The 17,800-nt window shown below is 57.6% G+C and carries 15 protein-coding genes; 2 read left to right on the top strand and 13 right to left on the bottom strand.

Features of this window, described 5'->3' with window-relative positions:
* Positions 1-35 precede the first annotated feature (35 nt).
* From ACR0NM_RS18175 to ACR0NM_RS18115, 13 genes are all read right to left on the bottom strand, one after another.
* Complete coding sequence (locus ACR0NM_RS18175) at positions 36-1,700, bottom strand: ABC transporter permease (protein ID WP_170515416.1); 1,665 nt, start codon at positions 1,698-1,700, stop codon at positions 36-38.
* 106 nt (positions 1,701-1,806) lie between these two features.
* The gene (locus ACR0NM_RS18170) at positions 1,807-3,024 is read right to left on the bottom strand and encodes an acyl-CoA synthetase family protein (protein ID WP_170426281.1); all 1,218 of its coding nucleotides are present in this window, start codon (positions 3,022-3,024) and stop codon (positions 1,807-1,809) included.
* Positions 3,025-3,043: 19 nt separating this feature from the next.
* Complete coding sequence (locus ACR0NM_RS18165; protein WP_170399269.1) at positions 3,044-3,877, bottom strand: ABC transporter ATP-binding protein; 834 nt, start codon at positions 3,875-3,877, stop codon at positions 3,044-3,046.
* Positions 3,878-3,949: 72 nt separating this feature from the next.
* Complete coding sequence (locus ACR0NM_RS18160; RefSeq protein WP_170627002.1) at positions 3,950-5,233, bottom strand: ABC transporter substrate-binding protein; 1,284 nt, start codon at positions 5,231-5,233, stop codon at positions 3,950-3,952.
* 73 nt (positions 5,234-5,306) lie between these two features.
* Positions 5,307-6,383 (bottom strand): branched-chain amino acid ABC transporter permease, encoded by a 1,077-nt coding sequence (locus tag ACR0NM_RS18155; protein ID WP_170627000.1) that lies wholly within the window; start codon positions 6,381-6,383, stop codon positions 5,307-5,309.
* A 3-nt stretch (positions 6,384-6,386) separates the two neighbouring features.
* A complete protein-coding gene (locus tag ACR0NM_RS18150; protein ID WP_170408766.1) occupies positions 6,387-6,644 on the bottom strand; it encodes a hypothetical protein in 258 nt (85 codons plus the stop codon).
* Positions 6,645-6,647: 3 nt separating this feature from the next.
* Positions 6,648-7,634, bottom strand: a complete 987-nt coding sequence (locus ACR0NM_RS18145) for a branched-chain amino acid ABC transporter permease (RefSeq protein ID WP_170408767.1) — start codon at positions 7,632-7,634, stop codon at positions 6,648-6,650.
* Positions 7,635-7,663: 29 nt separating this feature from the next.
* Entirely contained in the window at positions 7,664-8,482 is an 819-nt protein-coding gene (locus ACR0NM_RS18140; RefSeq protein ID WP_170399285.1) for an ABC transporter ATP-binding protein, read from the bottom strand.
* Between the two features lie 75 nt (positions 8,483-8,557).
* Positions 8,558-10,501, bottom strand: coding sequence for an AMP-binding protein (locus ACR0NM_RS18135; RefSeq protein WP_170515561.1), 1,944 nt, complete (start codon positions 10,499-10,501; stop codon positions 8,558-8,560).
* Between the two features lie 332 nt (positions 10,502-10,833).
* Positions 10,834-11,376, bottom strand: a complete 543-nt coding sequence (locus ACR0NM_RS18130; protein WP_480616014.1) for a hypothetical protein — start codon at positions 11,374-11,376, stop codon at positions 10,834-10,836.
* A 28-nt stretch (positions 11,377-11,404) separates the two neighbouring features.
* Positions 11,405-11,803: an 8-oxo-dGTP diphosphatase MutT gene (gene mutT / locus ACR0NM_RS18125; RefSeq protein WP_480616012.1), complete on the bottom strand. Its 399-nt coding sequence runs from the start codon at positions 11,801-11,803 to the stop codon at positions 11,405-11,407.
* Positions 11,800-13,026, bottom strand: a complete 1,227-nt coding sequence (argJ, locus tag ACR0NM_RS18120; protein WP_480616010.1) for a bifunctional glutamate N-acetyltransferase/amino-acid acetyltransferase ArgJ — start codon at positions 13,024-13,026, stop codon at positions 11,800-11,802. Before argJ ends, mutT begins: the two co-directional genes overlap by 4 nt.
* A 4-nt stretch (positions 13,027-13,030) precedes the next feature.
* Complete coding sequence (locus tag ACR0NM_RS18115) at positions 13,031-13,879, bottom strand: peptidylprolyl isomerase (RefSeq protein ID WP_480616008.1); 849 nt, start codon at positions 13,877-13,879, stop codon at positions 13,031-13,033.
* A gap of 176 nt (positions 13,880-14,055) precedes the next feature.
* On the opposite strand from ACR0NM_RS18115, the gene secA reads away from it, so the two are divergent.
* Entirely contained in the window at positions 14,056-16,773 is a 2,718-nt protein-coding gene (gene secA / locus ACR0NM_RS18110) for a preprotein translocase subunit SecA (protein WP_480616006.1), read from the top strand.
* 100 nt (positions 16,774-16,873) lie between these two features.
* On the top strand, positions 16,874-17,791 hold the full coding sequence (locus ACR0NM_RS18105) for a hypothetical protein (protein WP_480439475.1): 918 nt from the start codon (positions 16,874-16,876) through the stop codon (positions 17,789-17,791).
* The last annotated feature ends 9 nt before the right edge of the window (positions 17,792-17,800 follow it).

Below are 17,800 nucleotides of genomic sequence, written 5' to 3'. Positions count from 1 at the left end.
GCATCAAGGTGTTGTATTTTTGGATCGCCCGCCCGCTATCTGCGCCCAACCTGACGGCAAATCAAGATCACCGGCAGCAACCCGACAGCCAGAATAACCAGCGACGGAACCGCTGCACCTTCAAGCCTCTCATCCGAGGCCAGACGATAGGCCTGCACTGCTAGCGTGTCGAAGTTAAAAGGCCGCATGATCAGGGTCGCGGGCAGCTCTTTCATCACATCCACAAAGACAATCAACAGTGCCGTCAGCAATGAAGGCGTAAGGATCGGCAGATGTACCCGGCGCAGCGTTCCTAACGGGGTTTGACCCAGTGACCGCGCGGCGGCATCCATATTGGCGTGAACGGTACTCTGCCCACCTTCATAGGCGCTGAGCGCGGCGGCCAAAAAGCGCACCATATAGGCCGCGATCAACAACCAGATGGATCCAGTGACCAGCAGTCCGGTCGAGATACCAAAGGTTTGGCGCATCCACGCATCCAGTGCGTTGTCGAATCCCGCAAAGGGGACGATCAGCCCCACGGCGATCACGCCACCCGGCACCGCATAGCCCAACCGCGCCACATAAGCCGCCATGGCGGACCCGCGCCCGGGGCGCAGGCGTTGGAAGAATCCTATCGAAATCGCCGCGCTGACGGTGATAACCGCCGCAGCCCCCGCCAGTGTCAGCGAGTTTTGTATGAACCCGATATATCGGCGCGACAGCAGGTTCTGCTCGGATTCCAACCCCATCTGCACCAGGATAACCACAGGCAGAAGAAATCCGAACAGGACGGGAATTGCGCATAGCAGAAATGCCGCAAGTGATTGCCATCCCTTGAGTTGCGCCGCTGGCAGACCTGCGTGGCGCTTGCCTGCCTGATAGTATTTGGCTTTGCCGCGCTGTGTCCGCTCGGCCACGGCCATGACAAGCGCAAAACCCAACAGACAAAGGGCGAGTTGCGCCGCAGCAGCGCGATCAGCCATGGAAAACCAGCTTGTGTAGATGCCAGTGGCAAAAGTCTGCACTCCAAAATAGGCGACTGTGCCGAAATCGGCGATGGTTTCCATAACCGCCAGCAAGACGCCCCCCGCAATCGCCGGGCGTGCCATCGGCAGGGATACGCGCCAAAAGGCATGCCAGGGGCCGTTGCCCAGCGCCCGGGCCGCCAGAAAGGCCGTGGCGCTTTGCTGCAGAAACGCCGCGCGCGCCAGCAAATAGACATAGGGATACAACACCAGGATCAACATCACCGCCGCACCCTCGGTCGAGCGAATCTCGGGGAACCAATAGTCGCGCGGGCCCCAGCCGGTCACATCCCGCAGCGTGGTCTGAACGATTCCGGGGTGATCCAGAATGAAGGTATAGGCATAGGCCAGCACATAAGCCGGAAAGGCCAGCGGCAGGACCAGAGCGATTTCCAGCCACCGCACTCCGGGAAAGCGGGTCATCGTGACCAGCCACGCAGCGCCGACGCCAATCGAAAACGTCCCTGCTGCGACCAGCACCACCAGGATCACCGTGGTCAGCGCATAGCCAGGCAAAACAGTCTCTAACAAATGGGAAATTGTGTCGGTGCCACCGGTCACCGCCGCCAGAACAACCGCCACCATTGGCAACAGACAGGCGGCTGCCACGACATAGGCAATGCCGCCCACAAAGCGTGTGCCTAGTGCGCCGCGATTATGCGTTCCGTGTTCTGAATATTCGACTTCGGCCATGGCGTCTGACTGAGAATCCCGTAGGGTCTGCCTTTAATCGACTAAAACTCTAAGAAACACCAGTGGGCGGACTAACAAAAACTGCGGCTATGTTCGCCGCAGATCCCTATTCATAAACGCGCTGATCCTCGATCACCAAGCCATCTTTTGGTAATGAGCCCGGCGCCACAACTTCAATCGCGCCTTTCAGTTTCAGGACTTCGACCACCGATTTTGCATAGGCACCATCGTTCTCGCAGGGGCTTTCGATCTGAACGGTCATGGTATCCATCTCGCCCTGTCGCGCCGCAATGACACGCGCCTTGACGATTTCATCATGCTTGTCGACCAGCGCGGCCACCTGTTCGGGGCGGACGAACATGCCCTTGATCTTAGTGGTCTGATCGGCGCGACCCATCCAGCCTTTGATACGCATATTTGTGCGCCCGCACGGAGACTCTCCGGGCATGATCGCCGACAGATCACCGGTGGCAAAACGGATCAACGGGTAATCGGGGTTCAGCGTGGTCACAACCACCTCACCTACTTCACCAGGTGCAACCGGGGTTCCTGTGCCGGGGGTGACGATCTCAACGATCACGTGTTCGTCGATGATCATACCCTCCATCGCAGGGCTTTCATAAGCTATGTTGCCCAGATCAGCGGTCGCGTAGCATTGCAGACAGACGATGCCCCGATCGGCGTAATCCTGTCGTAGGCTTGGAAACAGCGCCCCGCCACCCACAACGGCCTTGGAAAATTTCAGCGCGACGCCCATGGCTTCGGCTTTATCCAGAATGACTTTCAGATAGTCGGGCGTACCTGCATATGCGGTGCAACCCACATCGCGCGCAGCGGTCACCTGCAACTCGGTCTGACCTGTACCTGCAGGCAGGACCGACGCGCCAACGGCCTGTGCGCCGCTTTCAAAGATCATGCCCGCGGGGGTGAGGTGATAGCCAAAACAGTTCTGAACGATATCGCCCGGACCAACCCCAGCAGCATTCAGGAACCGGCCCATGCGCCACCAGTCGTGATCAGTGCTGCCGGGTTCATAGATTGGCCCCGGAGATTGAAAGACATGCTGGAAATTCCGCGCCGGTTTGACGGTGAACCCTCCAAACGGAGGTCGGGTGCCCTGCGCCTTTGTCAGATCGGATTTTCGCAGAACCGGCAGTTGTGCCAGCGCCTGCATGTCTGTCACTGTGCCGGCGTCCACGTTGGACAGGATGCCGGCATATCCGGGCGCTTTTTGCGCGCGGGCAATCTGTTCTGGCAAGGCGCGCGCGTGATCAGCGGTGCGCTCGTCAGCGGATCGGGTTTCAAGCTTATCAAAATAGGTCACTGAAATATCCTCCACCCGCTTACAGCCATCTCTTGCGGCGGCGGTATGAGCGCACGTCTCGAAAGCTCTTGCGGCCTTCGTCAGACATGCCGAGATAAAATTCCTTTACGTCCGGGTTTTCGCGCAATTCAGCGGCGGGGCCGTCCATCACCACGCGGCCAGATTCCAGAATATAACCGTAATGAGCAAACCTTAGAGCCACATTTGTGTTCTGCTCGGCCAGCAGGAAGGACACGCCTTCCTTCTCGTTCAGGTCCCTTACTATGCCAAAAATCTCTTCGACAAGTTGCGGAGCCAGACCCATTGAGGGTTCATCAAGAAGGATGGTCTCGGGGCGCGACATCAGAGCCCTGCCCATTGCAACCATTTGCTGCTCACCGCCCGAAGTATAACCGGCCTGACTACGACGGCGTTCCTTCAAGCGTGGGAAGTAATTGTAAACCAATTCAAGGTCCTGCTGGATCGCGGCAGACCCGTCCTTCCGGGTATAGGCACCGGTCAGCAGATTTTCCTCGACTGTGAGGTGTTCGAAACAGTGGCGGCCTTCCATGACTTGAATGACGCCCTTCTCAACCAAGGCAGCCGGGTCGCTTTCATGCACGCCCTCGCCGCGATATTTAATCGAGCCTTTGGTGACCTCGCCCCGTTCCGAATGCAGCAAGTTCGACACGGCCTTCAATGTGGTTGTCTTGCCCGCACCATTGCCACCCAGGAGGGCTGTGATGCCGCCCTTGGGCACAGTCAGGCTGACGCCTTTCAGAACAAGGATCACATGGTTGTAGATCACCTCGATATTGTTGACCTCAAGCAGGGTTTCCGCCTGCACGTCAGTGGTTTGTGCCGCATCCAACATCAGCGCGTGTCCTTGTGCGAGTGTGGGGTTCGGGGCGGCAGCGATCCGCCGCCCCGTTTGGTTCAGAGCACCTTATTCGCAGCGCTGAGAAATATTGTTCTCAGCAGCATATGCGCCCGAGTCTTCGTCGATCAGTGCGTTGATGACCTCAGCGTCAGTCGGTTCGAAGCCCTGAATCGAGTTCCAGGTACCCGCCGCTGCATCCCACTGAACAACGCCGACAAGGCCTGGGCCGCCGTGGTTTTCGCATGAGACCGCGAATTCAGGTCCGAAACCGGCCATACCCAGCGCTTCCATCTTGGCGTTGGTGATCTCCAGCGCCTCCATGCCATCGCGCATCATCGCTGCGTCGATCTCGGCAGTGCCGTGCATCTCTTGCGCGGTTTTCACTGCTTCTGCGGCCAGCATCGCAGCATAGAGGCCGCGGTTGTACTGCACCGTACCCAGTTGATCACCGGCGCCTGCAGCTTTGCCCGCATCGACGACATATTTCTTCAGGTCGTCATAGACAGGATAGTCGTCGCCCAGACCGGTGAAGGTCAGCGCTTTGTAACCGGTGGCCTTATCACCCGCAGGCTCAACATCAAACTCGGCCCCGGACCACCAGACACCGATGAAGTTCTCCATCGGGAAGCGGATATTGGCGGCTTCTTGCACGGCGACCTGGTTCATCACGCCCCAGCCCCACATGATCACATAGTCGGGCTTTTCCCGGCGGATTTGCAGCCACTGCGACTTCTGCTCCTGACCGGGGTGGTCGACCGGCAACAGGGTCAGGTCATAGCCATGTTTTTCAGCCAGTGTTTCCAGCGTACGGATCGGTTCCTTGCCATAGGCCGAGTTGTGATAGACCAGCGCGATCTTCTTGCCGCTCAAGTCGCCACCGTTTTCGTCCAGCAGATAGTTGATCGCGCCCGACGCCCCGTTCCAGTAGTTGGCAGGATAGTTGAACACGTTGCTGAACACCTTACCGTTCGCCGCCGAGGTGCGGCCATAACCCATTGTGTGCAGCGGAATGCCGTCTGCGGTCACTTTAGGGATCAACTGATAGGTGATTCCGGTGGACAGGGGCTGATAGACCAAAGCACCTTCGCCCTTGGTCGATTCATAACATTCCACGCCTTTTTCCGTGTTATATCCGGTCTCGCATTCGATCACGTTGGCCGCAACACCGCCGATACCGCCATCGCGTTCGTTCAGCAGTGTGAAGTAGTCGGCATATCCGTCCGCAAATGGGATACCGCCGGCCGCATAAGGCCCGGTCCGGTAACTGAGCGACGGGAATACGAGGTCGGCCATGACCGGACCTGCGGCCATCACGGCGCCCAGCGCCAGGGTTGCCAGTTTCTTTTTCATCGGGTGTCTCCTCCCTTGGTTGATCCGATGTTGGGTTTCGGGTTTCACACCCGTCTTTTCGTTGGGCCGGTCCTTAGTGCGGGAACGGCCAGAGTCTGAGTTTCTCTTTCGCCACACGCCACAGCTGCGCCAGACCGTGCGGTTCGAGGATCAGGAACATGATGATCAGAGCACCGACGATGACGAGGTTCAGGTGCGCCACGATATCTGTGGGCCAGCCCAGCAGATCGACGCCAAGCAGTTTCAAAACGACTGGCAGCAGCACGAGGAAGGCGGCACCGGCAAAGGACCCAAAAATAGACCCTAATCCGCCGATAATCACCATGAACAGCACCAGGAACGATTTTTGAATGCCGAACACTTCTCCAACCTCGACCGCGCCCAGATAGACCGCAAAGAACAGCGCCCCGGCGATGCCCACAAAGAACGAGCTGACGGCAAAAGCTGTCAGCTTGGCCTTGAGCGGGTTCACCCCGATGATCTCGGCCGCGATGTCCATGTCGCGGATTGCCATCCAGGTACGACCAGTGGTGCCGCGGGTCAGGTTACGCGCGATGATGGCGCAGACGGTCAGGAAGATCAGGCAGAACAGATAAGTCGCCCATGCCGGAGCATTCGGGCCAGTGATAATGATGCCGAACACATCGCGTTCCGGCGCATTGATCTGGCCAGAGGCCGAGTAGTTGTAGAACCACGGCACCCGGTTAAACAGCCACACAAGAAAGAACTGCGCCGCCAGCGTAGCGACTGCTAGATAGAATCCCTTGATCCGCAGAGATGGCAGACCAAACAAAACACCAACAATCGCAGTGATCCCTCCAGCAAGGATCACATGGATGAACATGCTGACATCGGGAAAGGCCGTCATCAGCTTGTAGCAGGCATAGGCCCCCACTGCCATGAACCCGCCGGTGCCCAGCGAGACCTGCCCGCAATAGCCCACCAAAATGTTCAGCCCGATCGCAGCGATGGCATAGATCAGGAATGGCAGAAGCAGCGCATTGGCCCAATAATCGTTGATGATGAACGGAATTATTCCGAACGCCACCGCCAGAACGACATAGTACCGATACCGGTCAAACTTGATCGGGAAAGTCTGGCTGTCGGCGATATATGAGGTTTTGAAATCCCCGGCCTCACGATAGAACATGTCTTACTTTCCCCATTCTTCCTGCGCCCGATTGCGGGCAGCGGCGTCCAGTTGATTGGACCCTTTGGCATATCCGGTGGCCTCGGAAGCGCGCACCAGTTTCATGTAAGCCAGGATGCCCATGACCAGCCCGGCAAAGGCCAGAATTACAGCGATCACAAGTTGGCCCTCGGTCAGATCGCTCGATGTCAGGGCGATGTAGCCGAAGGCCCAAAACCCCGCCCATGCGATCACGTTGATGATGGCAATCAGCTTGGTCACGCCCTACACCCTCTCGATGATCTTCTCGCCGAACAGGCCCTGAGGTCGGAACACGAGGAATATCAGCGCCAATACATAGGCAAACCAGTTCTCAGTCGCACCGCCAACCATTGGGCCGATGGCGAACTCGAACAGTTTCTCACCCACACCGATGATCAGGCCACCGACGATGGCTCCGGGGATCGAGGTGAACCCGCCTAGCATCAGCACCGGCAGCGCCTTCAGCGCGATCAGCGACAGCGAGAACTGAACGCCCGATTTGGTGCCCCACATGATGCCCGCGACCAGCGCCACAAACCCGGCGACCGACCAGACCATGATCCAGATGAAGTTCAGCGAAATCCCGACCGATAGCGCCGCCTGATGGTCATCCGCAACCGCACGCATCGCCCGACCCTGCTTGGTGTACTGGCTGAACGCGACCAGAGCCGCCACCAGAAGTGCTGCGATGATCGTGGCCACGATGTCCAGATTGTCGATGAAGAAACCGTAGTCGAAGATATTAAAGGTCGTCTCGTCAATCCACAGGTTGATACCCTGCGGCAGACCCACATCCAGCGTCTTGATCTCGGACCCCCACATCAGGTCGGCGACGCCCTCAAGGAAATAGGCCAGACCAATGGTCGCCATGAACAGGATGATCGGCTCTTGCCCGACCAGATGGCGCATGACGAACCGTTGCACGCACCAGGCCAGCAACACCATCACGGCCATGGTCAGAATAATCGCAAGCAACGCGGGCACATTCCAACCAAAATTATAGACGTGCGTGCCGAAAGTCGCGTTGATCAGGTGCGCAAAAGGCACCTGCCCGTTCATGATTCCGACCAGCGTCATCGCCGCAAACAGGGCCATAACCCCTTGGGCATAATTGAAAATCCCCGACGCCTTGTAGATCAACACAAAGCCCAGCGCGACCAGCGCATACAGCACCCCAGCCATCAGACCGTTGAGGATGACCTCCATCGCGAAGATTAATTGTTCAGGCATGCCAGCCCCTCCCCAATTCTGCCCGGACCTCAGTCATGGCTGACCCCCAAATAGGCATCAATGACTTCTTGGTTGTTGCGCACCTCATCCGGGGTGCCGTCACCAATCTTTTTGCCGTAATCCATCACAACCACACGGTCGCTCAGATCCATTACCACGCCCATATCGTGCTCGATCAGCGCAATCGTGGTGCCAAACTCGTCATTCACGTCGAGGATAAAGCGGCTCATGTCCTCTTTCTCTTCGACGTTCATCCCGGCCATCGGCTCATCCAGCAGCAGCAGTTTCGGTTCCGCCGCCAGCGCGCGCGCCAGTTCGACGCGTTTCTTCAACCCGTAAGGCAGGCGGGACACCGGCGTTTTGCGGATGTGCTGAATCTCAAGGAAATCAATGATCTTCTCGACCGCCTCGCGGTTCTCGGTCTCTTCTGCCTCGGCCTTGCCCTTCCACAGCGCTTGCTGAAGAATATTGGTCTTCATAAAACCCAAACGCCCGGTCATCACGTTATCCAACACGCTCATCCCTTCGAACAGAGCGATGTTTTGAAACGTCCGCGCGATCCCCTGCTGCGCCACCTCAAACGGCCGCATCGGAGGGCGCTTGGAGCCGTGAAACCAGACCTCACCTTCTTGCGGGACATAGAACCCCGAGATCACATTCAGCATCGAGGACTTACCCGCCCCGTTTGGCCCGATGATTGCCCGGATCTCACCCTCGCGGATGTCGAACGAGATATCCTTAATGGCCACCACGCCGCCAAAGCGCAGGGTGATGTTCTTCATCTCCATCACCACACCGCCGATCTTGCGGCCGTCTTCGGTGACATATCCTTCGGAGTTATCCAGCATCAGAACCTCCCTGACACAAAAACGGGACGGCGGGCGGGGCGATGACCGCAGGTCGAGCGGCGCGCGTCAGCCCACTCATTCCGCCGCCACCTTGTGCTGCGCGACCGGAACCACTGGCGCATCGACAATTTCCAACGTCGCAGAAATCGATCCCTTACGACCATCTTCATAGGTCACTTCAGTCGTGGTCGAAACGCTCGACGACCCGTCATACAGCGCCGCAATAATGTCGCTGAATTTGTCCTCGACAAACCCACGCCGCACCTTGCGGGTCCGAGTCATCTCGCCATCATCGGCATCCAGTTCCTTGTGCAGAACCACAAAGCGATGCACCTGACAGCCCGATAGCATTTCATCCGCCGCGACCGACTTGTTTACCTCTTCAACGTGGCTCCGAATCGTCTCTAACACACGAGGATGTCCCGCAAGTTCCTGATAGGACGCGTAGGCCACGTTGTTGCGTTCCGCCCAGTTTCCGACCGCCGTCAGGTCGATATTGATGAAAGCCACGCATCGATCCTTGCCATTCCCGAACAGCACGACTTCAAGAATATCGGGATAGAACTTCAGCTTGTTCTCGACATATTTCGGCGCGAACATCGAACCATCAGCCATCTTGCCCACGTCTTTGGCACGGTCAATGATCCGCAGATGGCCGGAGTTCTCCTCGATGAACCCGGCATCCCCCGTCGCCACCCAACCTTCGGCATCCTTAGTCGAGGCCGTCGAATCCGGGTTGTTGTAATACTCGACGAACACGCCGGGTGAGCGGTAATGAATCTCGCCCTTATCATCGATCTTCAGCTCGACATCCGGCGCCGGAACACCAACCGTATCCGCCCGTACCTCGCCATCCGGCTGCACGGTGATGAACACGGTCGCTTCGGTCTGACCGTAAAGCTGCTTCAGGTTGATGCCCAAAGAGCGGTAGAAATCAAAGATTTCCGGCCCGATCGCTTCACCCGCCGTATAGCCCACACGGAACCGGCCATAGCCAAGCGTATCCTTGAGTGGCCCATAGACCAGCAGATTGCCCAACGCATATTTCAACTTGTCGCCAAAGCCCACCGGCTTGCCGTCCAGCAGCAATCCACCAACCCTCTTGGCATGGGCCATGAAATAATGGAACATGCGCTGCTTCAGCTTGCCCGCATCCTCCATCCGGATCATCACGTTGGTCAGCTGGGTTTCGAACACCCGCGGTGGAGCAAAGAAATAGGTCGGCCCGATTTCACGCAGGTCTGTCATCATCGTGTCGGCGCTTTCGGGGCAGTTCACGCAGAAGCCGCACCAATAAGCCTGACCAATCGAGAATATGAAATCGCCAACCCAAGCCATCGGCAAGTAAGACAGGATGTCTTCGTTCCGGGTAAGATGATCGAATTCCGCCGAGTTCTTAGCGCTTTCGATAACATTCCGGTTCGACAGCACCACGCCTTTGGGCTTGCCCGTGGTGCCCGAGGTATAGAGCATCACGCAGGTATCGTCATAGGTGATCGCAGCGATACGCTTGTCCAGTTCGGCGTCAAACCGTGCATGACCGGCGCTACCCTCGGCCATGATGTCCTCAAGCGCGTTCATCTGCGAGTGGTCGTATTTCCGCATCCCCCGCTTGTCGGTGTAGAGTATGTGTTTGACCTGATGCAGGTTTTCCTGAATTTCAATGACCTTGTCGACCTGCTCCTGATCACCGCAGACGACATATTTCGCACCGCAATGTTCCAGCACATAGGCCATCTCTTCGGCGACCGAATCCTGATACAGAGGCACCGGCACCGCGCCTACCATCTGAGCGGCAACCATCGACCAGTAATGGGCGGGACGGTTCCGACCAATCACAGCAATATGGTCACCCTTTTCAACGCCAAGTTCTAGAAACCCAAGCGCGATGGCACGGATTTCTTTGGCGGCTTCCGCCCAGGTCCAGCATTGCCAGATCCCGAATTCCTTTTCCCGATAGGCCGGGACATCCCCGAACTGGGTCACATTGCGGTGTAATAGCGCCGGAAGAGAGTCCATCCCTTCAGCGCCCGACTGCGTCTGAGCCAATCTTTCTCTCCTCCCCACCCGACCCCTCCCCGGGTCGGAAATGGCGGGTTCGGGATGGTGCCCGAACGCCAATGCCCCGATAAGGGACGTCGTAACGATCAGCGTCAAGTTTTGCCTGATGTTTTCTCAATTCTTACGAATTGTAACAGGGATGGACGGGTGATCTTTCGAGTTGTACGAAACGCGCAAGAAGGCTTACCAGCTGTCATGCGTTGGCGAAGAGTGGCCGTTTAACGGCATGAGTGACTTTGGTTCCAGTTACATCAATTGATAATTCCTACGAGCTAAGAAATACAGGAATGTTAACTTGAGAAGGAGCAGTACTTGCTGACGTATGCGTCATAAGCCTCTGTAAACGTAATAGCTTTTGTTTCCACACCGGGCCCAGTCATCGAAATCACCATGCTATCTCGCCACTCGTAGTAGTGGCTATTTCCGTCACCTCTAGGAGAAGGAGACGTATCCGACGAGGGCTCTCTTAACACCGATCGTTCTTGTCTAGTAAGCGTGCCATCTCGCATTGTGAATCCGTACAGCGCCAAACCTACCTCAGGTGTACCGTCGTAAAGCTTGCCATAGGCGTACTTCTTTCCAGGAAAACGATTGTCCTCATTGAGTTGAGCGTCAATCATATCGAATTGGAATGAAGTCCAGAGAACCCAGCCATGGTTGGGTATTTCGCGCCACCTAAAGGTGGTCATTTGACACCCATCAACCTGAACTTCACGGTGTTCATCTTCGAATTGATGGCTTCCCCCTTGCATCAGAGCCGCGACGAGTTCTTCCCTTTCGCCCGCGTACGCAGTCGTAGAAACAAAAATCAAAACTGCAGAAATATTCTTCACAACTTTTTCTCGAAATATATGGAAAACACTACAACCAATCCCGCAAAATCGGAATCAACGGGACATCCGCCGCGGGCATCGGATAGTTCCGCAGGTCATTTGCCCGCACCCATTTCAACGCCTGGCCTTCCTTGGACTGTGGGATGCCTTCCCACTTCCGGCAGGCAAATAGCGGCATAAGCAGATGGAAATCGTCATAGCTGTGGCTAGCAAAGGTCAGCGGGGCGAGGCACGAGGCCCAGGTGTCGATGCCCAGTTCCTCGTGCAACTCGCGGATCAGGGCGGCCTCGGGGGTTTCGCCGGGTTCGATTTTGCCGCCAGGGAATTCCCAGAGACCGGCCATGGATTTGCCCTCGGGACGTTGGGCCAGCAGGACGCGGCCCTCGATGTCGATCAGAGCGACAGCAGACACCAATACTGTCATCACGAGCGATAATCCGCGTTGATCTCGATATATCCGTGGGTCAGATCGCAGGTCCAGACGGTGGAAGCGCCCTGACCCAGTCCCAGATCGACTGCGATCACCAAATCCTGACCTTTCATATAGGCCGCAGCGTCTTCCTCGCGGTAGTCGGGGCTGACCCAGCCTTTTTTAGCCACAAGGATGTCTCCGAACGATATGCTCAAAAGGTCGCGGTCTGCAGCAGCACCGGATTTGCCGATGGCCATGACGATGCGGCCCCAATTCGGGTCCTCGCCCGCTATGGCGGTTTTGACCAGCGGGGAGTTGGCGATAGCCAGCCCGTGAGTTTTGGCATCAGCATCCGTGGCGGCGCCGGTCACACGAATTTCGACGAATTTCGTGGCCCCTTCGCCGTCGCGGACCACTTGCTGCGCAAGGTCCAACATCACTGTTTCCAGCGCTTGCGCGAAAGCGGCATTGCCGGCGGCATCGACGCCCGATGCCCCGGTGGCGCAAAGCAAGAGGCTGTCGGATGTCGAGGTATCGCTATCCACGGTGATGCAGTTGAAGGTCCGGTCGGTCTGCGCGCCTAGCATCGCCTGCAGCGCTGTCTGCTCGATCTGAGCGTCGGTGAAGATATAAACCAGCATCGTCGCCATATCGGGCGCGATCATGCCGGAACCCTTCGCTATCCCCGCAATAGAGACTGTTTGGCCGCCAATATCGACCTGCGCCGACGACCCCTTCGGGAAGGTGTCGGTGGTCATGATCGCGCGCGCCGCGTCCTCGATCGCGTGACGGCTGAGGCCCGCCTTCAACGCCTCAAGCTGTGCAACGATGCGGTCATGGGGCAGCGGCTCGCCGATGACACCGGTCGACGAGGTAAAAACCCGATCTACCGCGACTCCGGTAGCTTTGGAAACGGCTTGTGTCACCTCGGCCACTGAGGTCTGCCCGTAATGGCCGGTAAACGCATTGGCGTTGCCCGAATTCACAAGGATCGCTGCAGGCCCGTCGCCGGGCCCGCCGATCTTGTCCTGACAATCCAGAACGGGGGCCGCACGGGTGGCCGAGCGGGTGAATACCCCGGCCACCGAGGTGCCCGGATCAAGAACGGCCAGCATCACATCGGTGCGGCCTTGATATCGGACACCAGCCTCGACAGTGGCGAAGCGCACACCGTCGATCGCGGGCATTTCGGGGAAGGCCGCCGGGGCCAGCGGTGAAACCTTGGTTATCGTGGCCACGGGGTTACTCCTGCAGCAGCTCCAGCTGGCGCATGACCTCGGGGCCGGCGCCCTCGAGCGCGGGACGCTCGATCTGCGCTTGCTGCGTCAACTCGTCAATCTTGGCCTGAATTGCTTCTTGCCGAATGGTCTGAGCCAATTCATCGCGCACGACCGCCAATTCGGGGGCCTCGGTCTTGCGCTTGTCGTTCAGCGTGACCACGTGCCAACCGAACTGGGTTTGCACCGGGTCCGAGACCTGACCCTTTTCAAGGCCAAGCACGGCACCTTCAAACTCGGGCACCATCTGGCCTTTGCCGAACCAGCCCAGCGCACCGCCATTGGGGCCAGAGGGTCCTGTGGATTTTTCTTTCGCTAGCTCAGCGAAATCTGCACCTTCTTCCAGTTGGGCTTTGACAGCTTTGGCTTCGTCTTCGGATTCGACCAGAATGTGGCTGGCATTGAACTCGTCTTCGCCCTGAAACTCGGCGAATTGCGTGTCATAGGCGGCCTGTATGGCCTCATCAGTGACACTGGCGGCTGTCAGCGCTTCGACGGTTTGCACGGCGCGCAGGGACCGGGTTTCGTTTTCCAGTCGAAGGGCGTTGAGTGTATTCAGCTCTTCCTGTTCAAGGCTCAGCAGGTGCTGCTGGACCAGTTGCTCGAGGATGAAATCATATAGCACCTCATCTTCAAGCTGCTGATACTGCGCCGGCAGCGCCGAGGCGGTGGCGATGACGTGACCCAATGTGATCTCGTCGCCGTTCACGCGGGCAACCACGGTGTTGGCATCCGGTGCGTCCTGGGCGGCCAGCGGCAACGCCATCACGGCAGCAAGCGCAAGCGATGGCAGTAAAGTGAGGCCTTTGGGCATGGAATTATCCTATTTCTTTGCCGCGACAGGGCGCAGCGTTGACACTGTGGAACCTGCCCCTTACATCGCTTTGAAGCCTTGGACAGGGCCGCCTTTCACCCCCCGTATCTAGGGGCTGCGCGCAAGGTGGGCAAGCCTGTCGCAACCAAGAAAAAAACAGATCCGCTGGAGTGAACATGCTGGGACTCGGAACGCTCGCCAAAAAGGTGTTCGGAACACCGAACGACCGCAAGATCAAGGCGGCCCGCCCGCTGGTCGAAAAGATCAATGCGCTGGAGCCGGAGTTCGAGATCCTGACCGACGATGGCCTGATCGAGAAAACCGCTGAGCTGCGCAAACGAGCGCTGGACGGTGAAAAGCTGGATGACTTGCTGCCGGAAGCATTTGCCAATGTCCGCGAAGGGGCCAAGCGCGCCCTGGGTCTTCGGGCCTTTGATGTGCAGTTGATGGGTGGTTTGTTCCTGCACCAGGGCAACATCTCGGAAATGAAAACGGGTGAAGGCAAAACCCTGGTCGCCACCTTCCCCGCCTATCTGAATGCTCTGACCGGCAAGGGCGTGCATGTGGTCACGGTGAACGAATACCTGGCCAAGCGCGACTCGGAATGGATGGGCAAGGTGTTTGCGTCCGTTGGCATGACGACCGGTGTGATCTGGTCGGGCCAACCGGATGCCGAGAAGATGGCGGCGTACAAGTGTGACATCACCTATGCCACAAATAATGAGTTGGGCTTCGACTATCTGCGCGACAACATGAAGGCCGATCTGGAACAGGTCTATCAGAAGCACCACAATTTCGCGATCGTCGACGAAGTCGACTCGATCCTGATTGATGAGGCGCGGACACCGCTGATCATCTCGGGGCCGGCACAAGACCGATCGGACCTTTATACTGCCATCGATACCGTGATCCCGACGCTGCAGGACGATCATTACTCGCTCGATGAAAAAAGCCGCAGCGTGACGTTCACCGATGAAGGCAACGAGTTTTTGGAGCAGCAACTGCTTTCAGCGGGTCTGCTGCCCGAGGGGCATTCGCTGTACGACCCCGAAAGCACCACTGTAGTGCATCATGTCAATCAGGGCCTGCGCGCGCATAAACTGTTCCAACGCGACAAGGACTATATCGTTCGGGATGGCAATGTGGTGCTAATCGACGAATTCACCGGTCGGATGATGCCGGGCCGCCGCTTGTCGGAAGGTCTGCACCAAGCCATCGAAGCCAAGGAAGGCGTACAGATTCAGCCCGAGAATGTGACTCTGGCCAGCGTGACATTCCAGAACTATTTCCGCCTCTATGACAAGCTGTCCGGCATGACCGGCACTGCGCTGACCGAGGCGGAAGAATTTCAGGAAATCTATGGTCTGGGTGTGGTCGAGGTTCCGACCAACAAGCCAATCGCGCGTGAGGACAAAGACGACCAGGTCTATCGCACGACAGCCGAAAAATACGGTGCCATTATTGAACAGGTCAAAAAGGCCGGTGAAAAAGGTCAGCCGGTTCTTGTCGGCACCACGTCGATCGAAAAGTCCGAAGTGATCAGCCAGATGCTGACTAAGGAGGGTATCGAGCACAATGTGCTGAACGCCCGTCAGCACGAACAGGAAGCCCAGATCGTGGCCGATGCAGGCCGTCTGGGTGCGGTGACCATCGCCACCAACATGGCGGGCCGCGGCACCGATATTCAGCTGGGCGGCAATGTCGAGATGAAGGTACTGCAGGCGCTGGCCGAAAACCCCGAGGCTGACCCGGCCGAGTTGCGTGCGGCAGAAGAAGCCAAGCACGCGGAAGAAAAGGAAAAGGTGCTGCAGGCCGGTGGTCTTTACGTAATGGCGTCCGAACGTCATGAAAGCCGCCGGATCGACAACCAGCTGCGCGGGCGTTCGGGACGCCAAGGTGACCCGGGCCGCACCGTGTTCTACCTGAGCCTGGAAGATGACCTGATGCGCATCTTCGGTTCGGAACGTTTGGACAAGGTCCTGACCACGCTGGGCATGAAAGAGGGCGAGGCAATCATTCACCCCTGGGTGAACAAATCGCTGGAACGGGCGCAATCCAAAGTCGAAGGTCGCAACTTTGACATGCGCAAAAACGTTCTGAAATTCGACGACGTGATGAACGATCAGCGGAAAGTCGTGTTCAGCCAGCGGCGTGAAATCATGTCAGCGGATGATCTGTCGGATGTCGTGTCTGATATGCGTGAGCAGGTGATCGACGATATGATCGACGAATTCATGCCGCCAAAATCATATGCAGATCAATGGGATACAGAAGGTCTGCACGAAGCGGTCAAAGACAAGCTAACCATCGATGCGCCGGTTCAGGACTGGGCCGCCGAGGAAGGCGTGGATGACGAGCAAATCCGCGAACGTCTGATCAAGGCCGCCGATGAGATGATGGCGCAGAAGGCCGTGGCCTTTGGCCCGGAAAACATGCGCAACATCGAAAAGCAGGTTCTGCTGCAGACTATCGATGGCAAATGGCGCGAACATCTTTTGACGCTGGAGCATCTGCGCTCGGTCGTGGGTTTCCGTGGCTATGCACAGCGCGATCCGCTGAACGAGTACAAGAACGAAAGCTTCCAGCTGTTCGAAGGGATGCTTGATTCCTTGCGCGAAACCGTCACTCAGCAATTGTCGCGCGTGCGCCCGCTGAGCGAAGAAGAACAGAAGGAAATGCTCGCGCAGATGGCGGCGCAACAGGCACAGGCGCAGAAAGCTGTGGATCAAGCTGCCGGGAATGCTGAGGCGATCGCCGAAGCTGAAGCGTATGGTGACAGTCGTCCGGGTTTTGTTGAGGATGATCCTTCGACTTGGGGTAACCCGTCACGCAATGATCCTTGCCCCTGTGGCTCGGGGAAAAAATTCAAACATTGCCACGGCAGGTTGACTTAACGTCACCTGCTTTCCACCACAATGAGTCCGCCTCACGGCCACATATTGGCCTTGATTGGGAAGCAAATTGCGACTCGCTCCTTCAACTGGGGAGGGTGTCTTGTTTGTCATTAAGAACTACGTGACCACGGGCGGAACCGTTGCCTGCGCTCTGGCCATTGGATATTTGATGCAAAGCGGATCGGCGCAGCAACCCAATGCTGAGCCGAGCGGTGAACGCGTCGCTTCGATCTCGGAACAGGACTCGGACCTGACCGGACTGGAAAGCGTTGTCCTGACCTCTTCTTCCCCGACAGAAACGCGTCCCAAGGATCTATCTCAATCCATACGCTCAGCGCCAGAAACCAGCCGTTTGCCTTCGAATTGCGATATGAGCGCGCGCGCCATGGCTGTGCCCGGCGCCAACGTACGGCTGCGGGTCAAGGCCCCCTGCCACGCCAATGAGACCATCGAGGTTCATCACAACGGGCTGGTTTTCAGCACCGAGACCGATGCGCTTGGCGGCTTGAACCTGACCATCCCGGCGCTGTCAGAATACGCTATTTTCCTGATCTCGCTGCCGGATGAGAAAGGCACTGTTGCGACGACGCATGTGCCCGAGATCAACAGCTTCAACCGGGTTGCCTTGCAGTGGCAGGGCGAAACCGATCTGCAGCTTCATGCGCTGGAATTCGGCGCAGGTTACGGGGAAGAAGGCCACGTGTGGTCAGGGTCCCAGACCGGCGGCGCGGGCTCGGTGATCCATCTGGGTCAGGGCGGTTCGGACGTCGCGCGCAACATCGAGGTTTATTCATACCCCATCGAGACCGCAACCGAGGCCGGAAGTATCACACTGTCGGTTGAAACTGAGGTCACTGAAGCAAATTGCGGCAAGCCCCTAAACGTGCAATCATTGGAATGGCGCGCGGAACGGCTACGCTCACGCGACCTGTCGCTGGATATGCCCGGTTGTGAGGCAGCTGGCGATTTTCTGGTGTTGAATAATCTGTTCTCAGACCTGACAATCGCTGCCAAATAAGCAGCAGGC

It is taken from the genome of Ruegeria sp. AF2 (assembly GCF_056542025.1).
The sequence above is the reverse complement of the archived record's forward strand: the minus strand, read 5'-3'. Positions and strand labels throughout refer to the sequence as shown.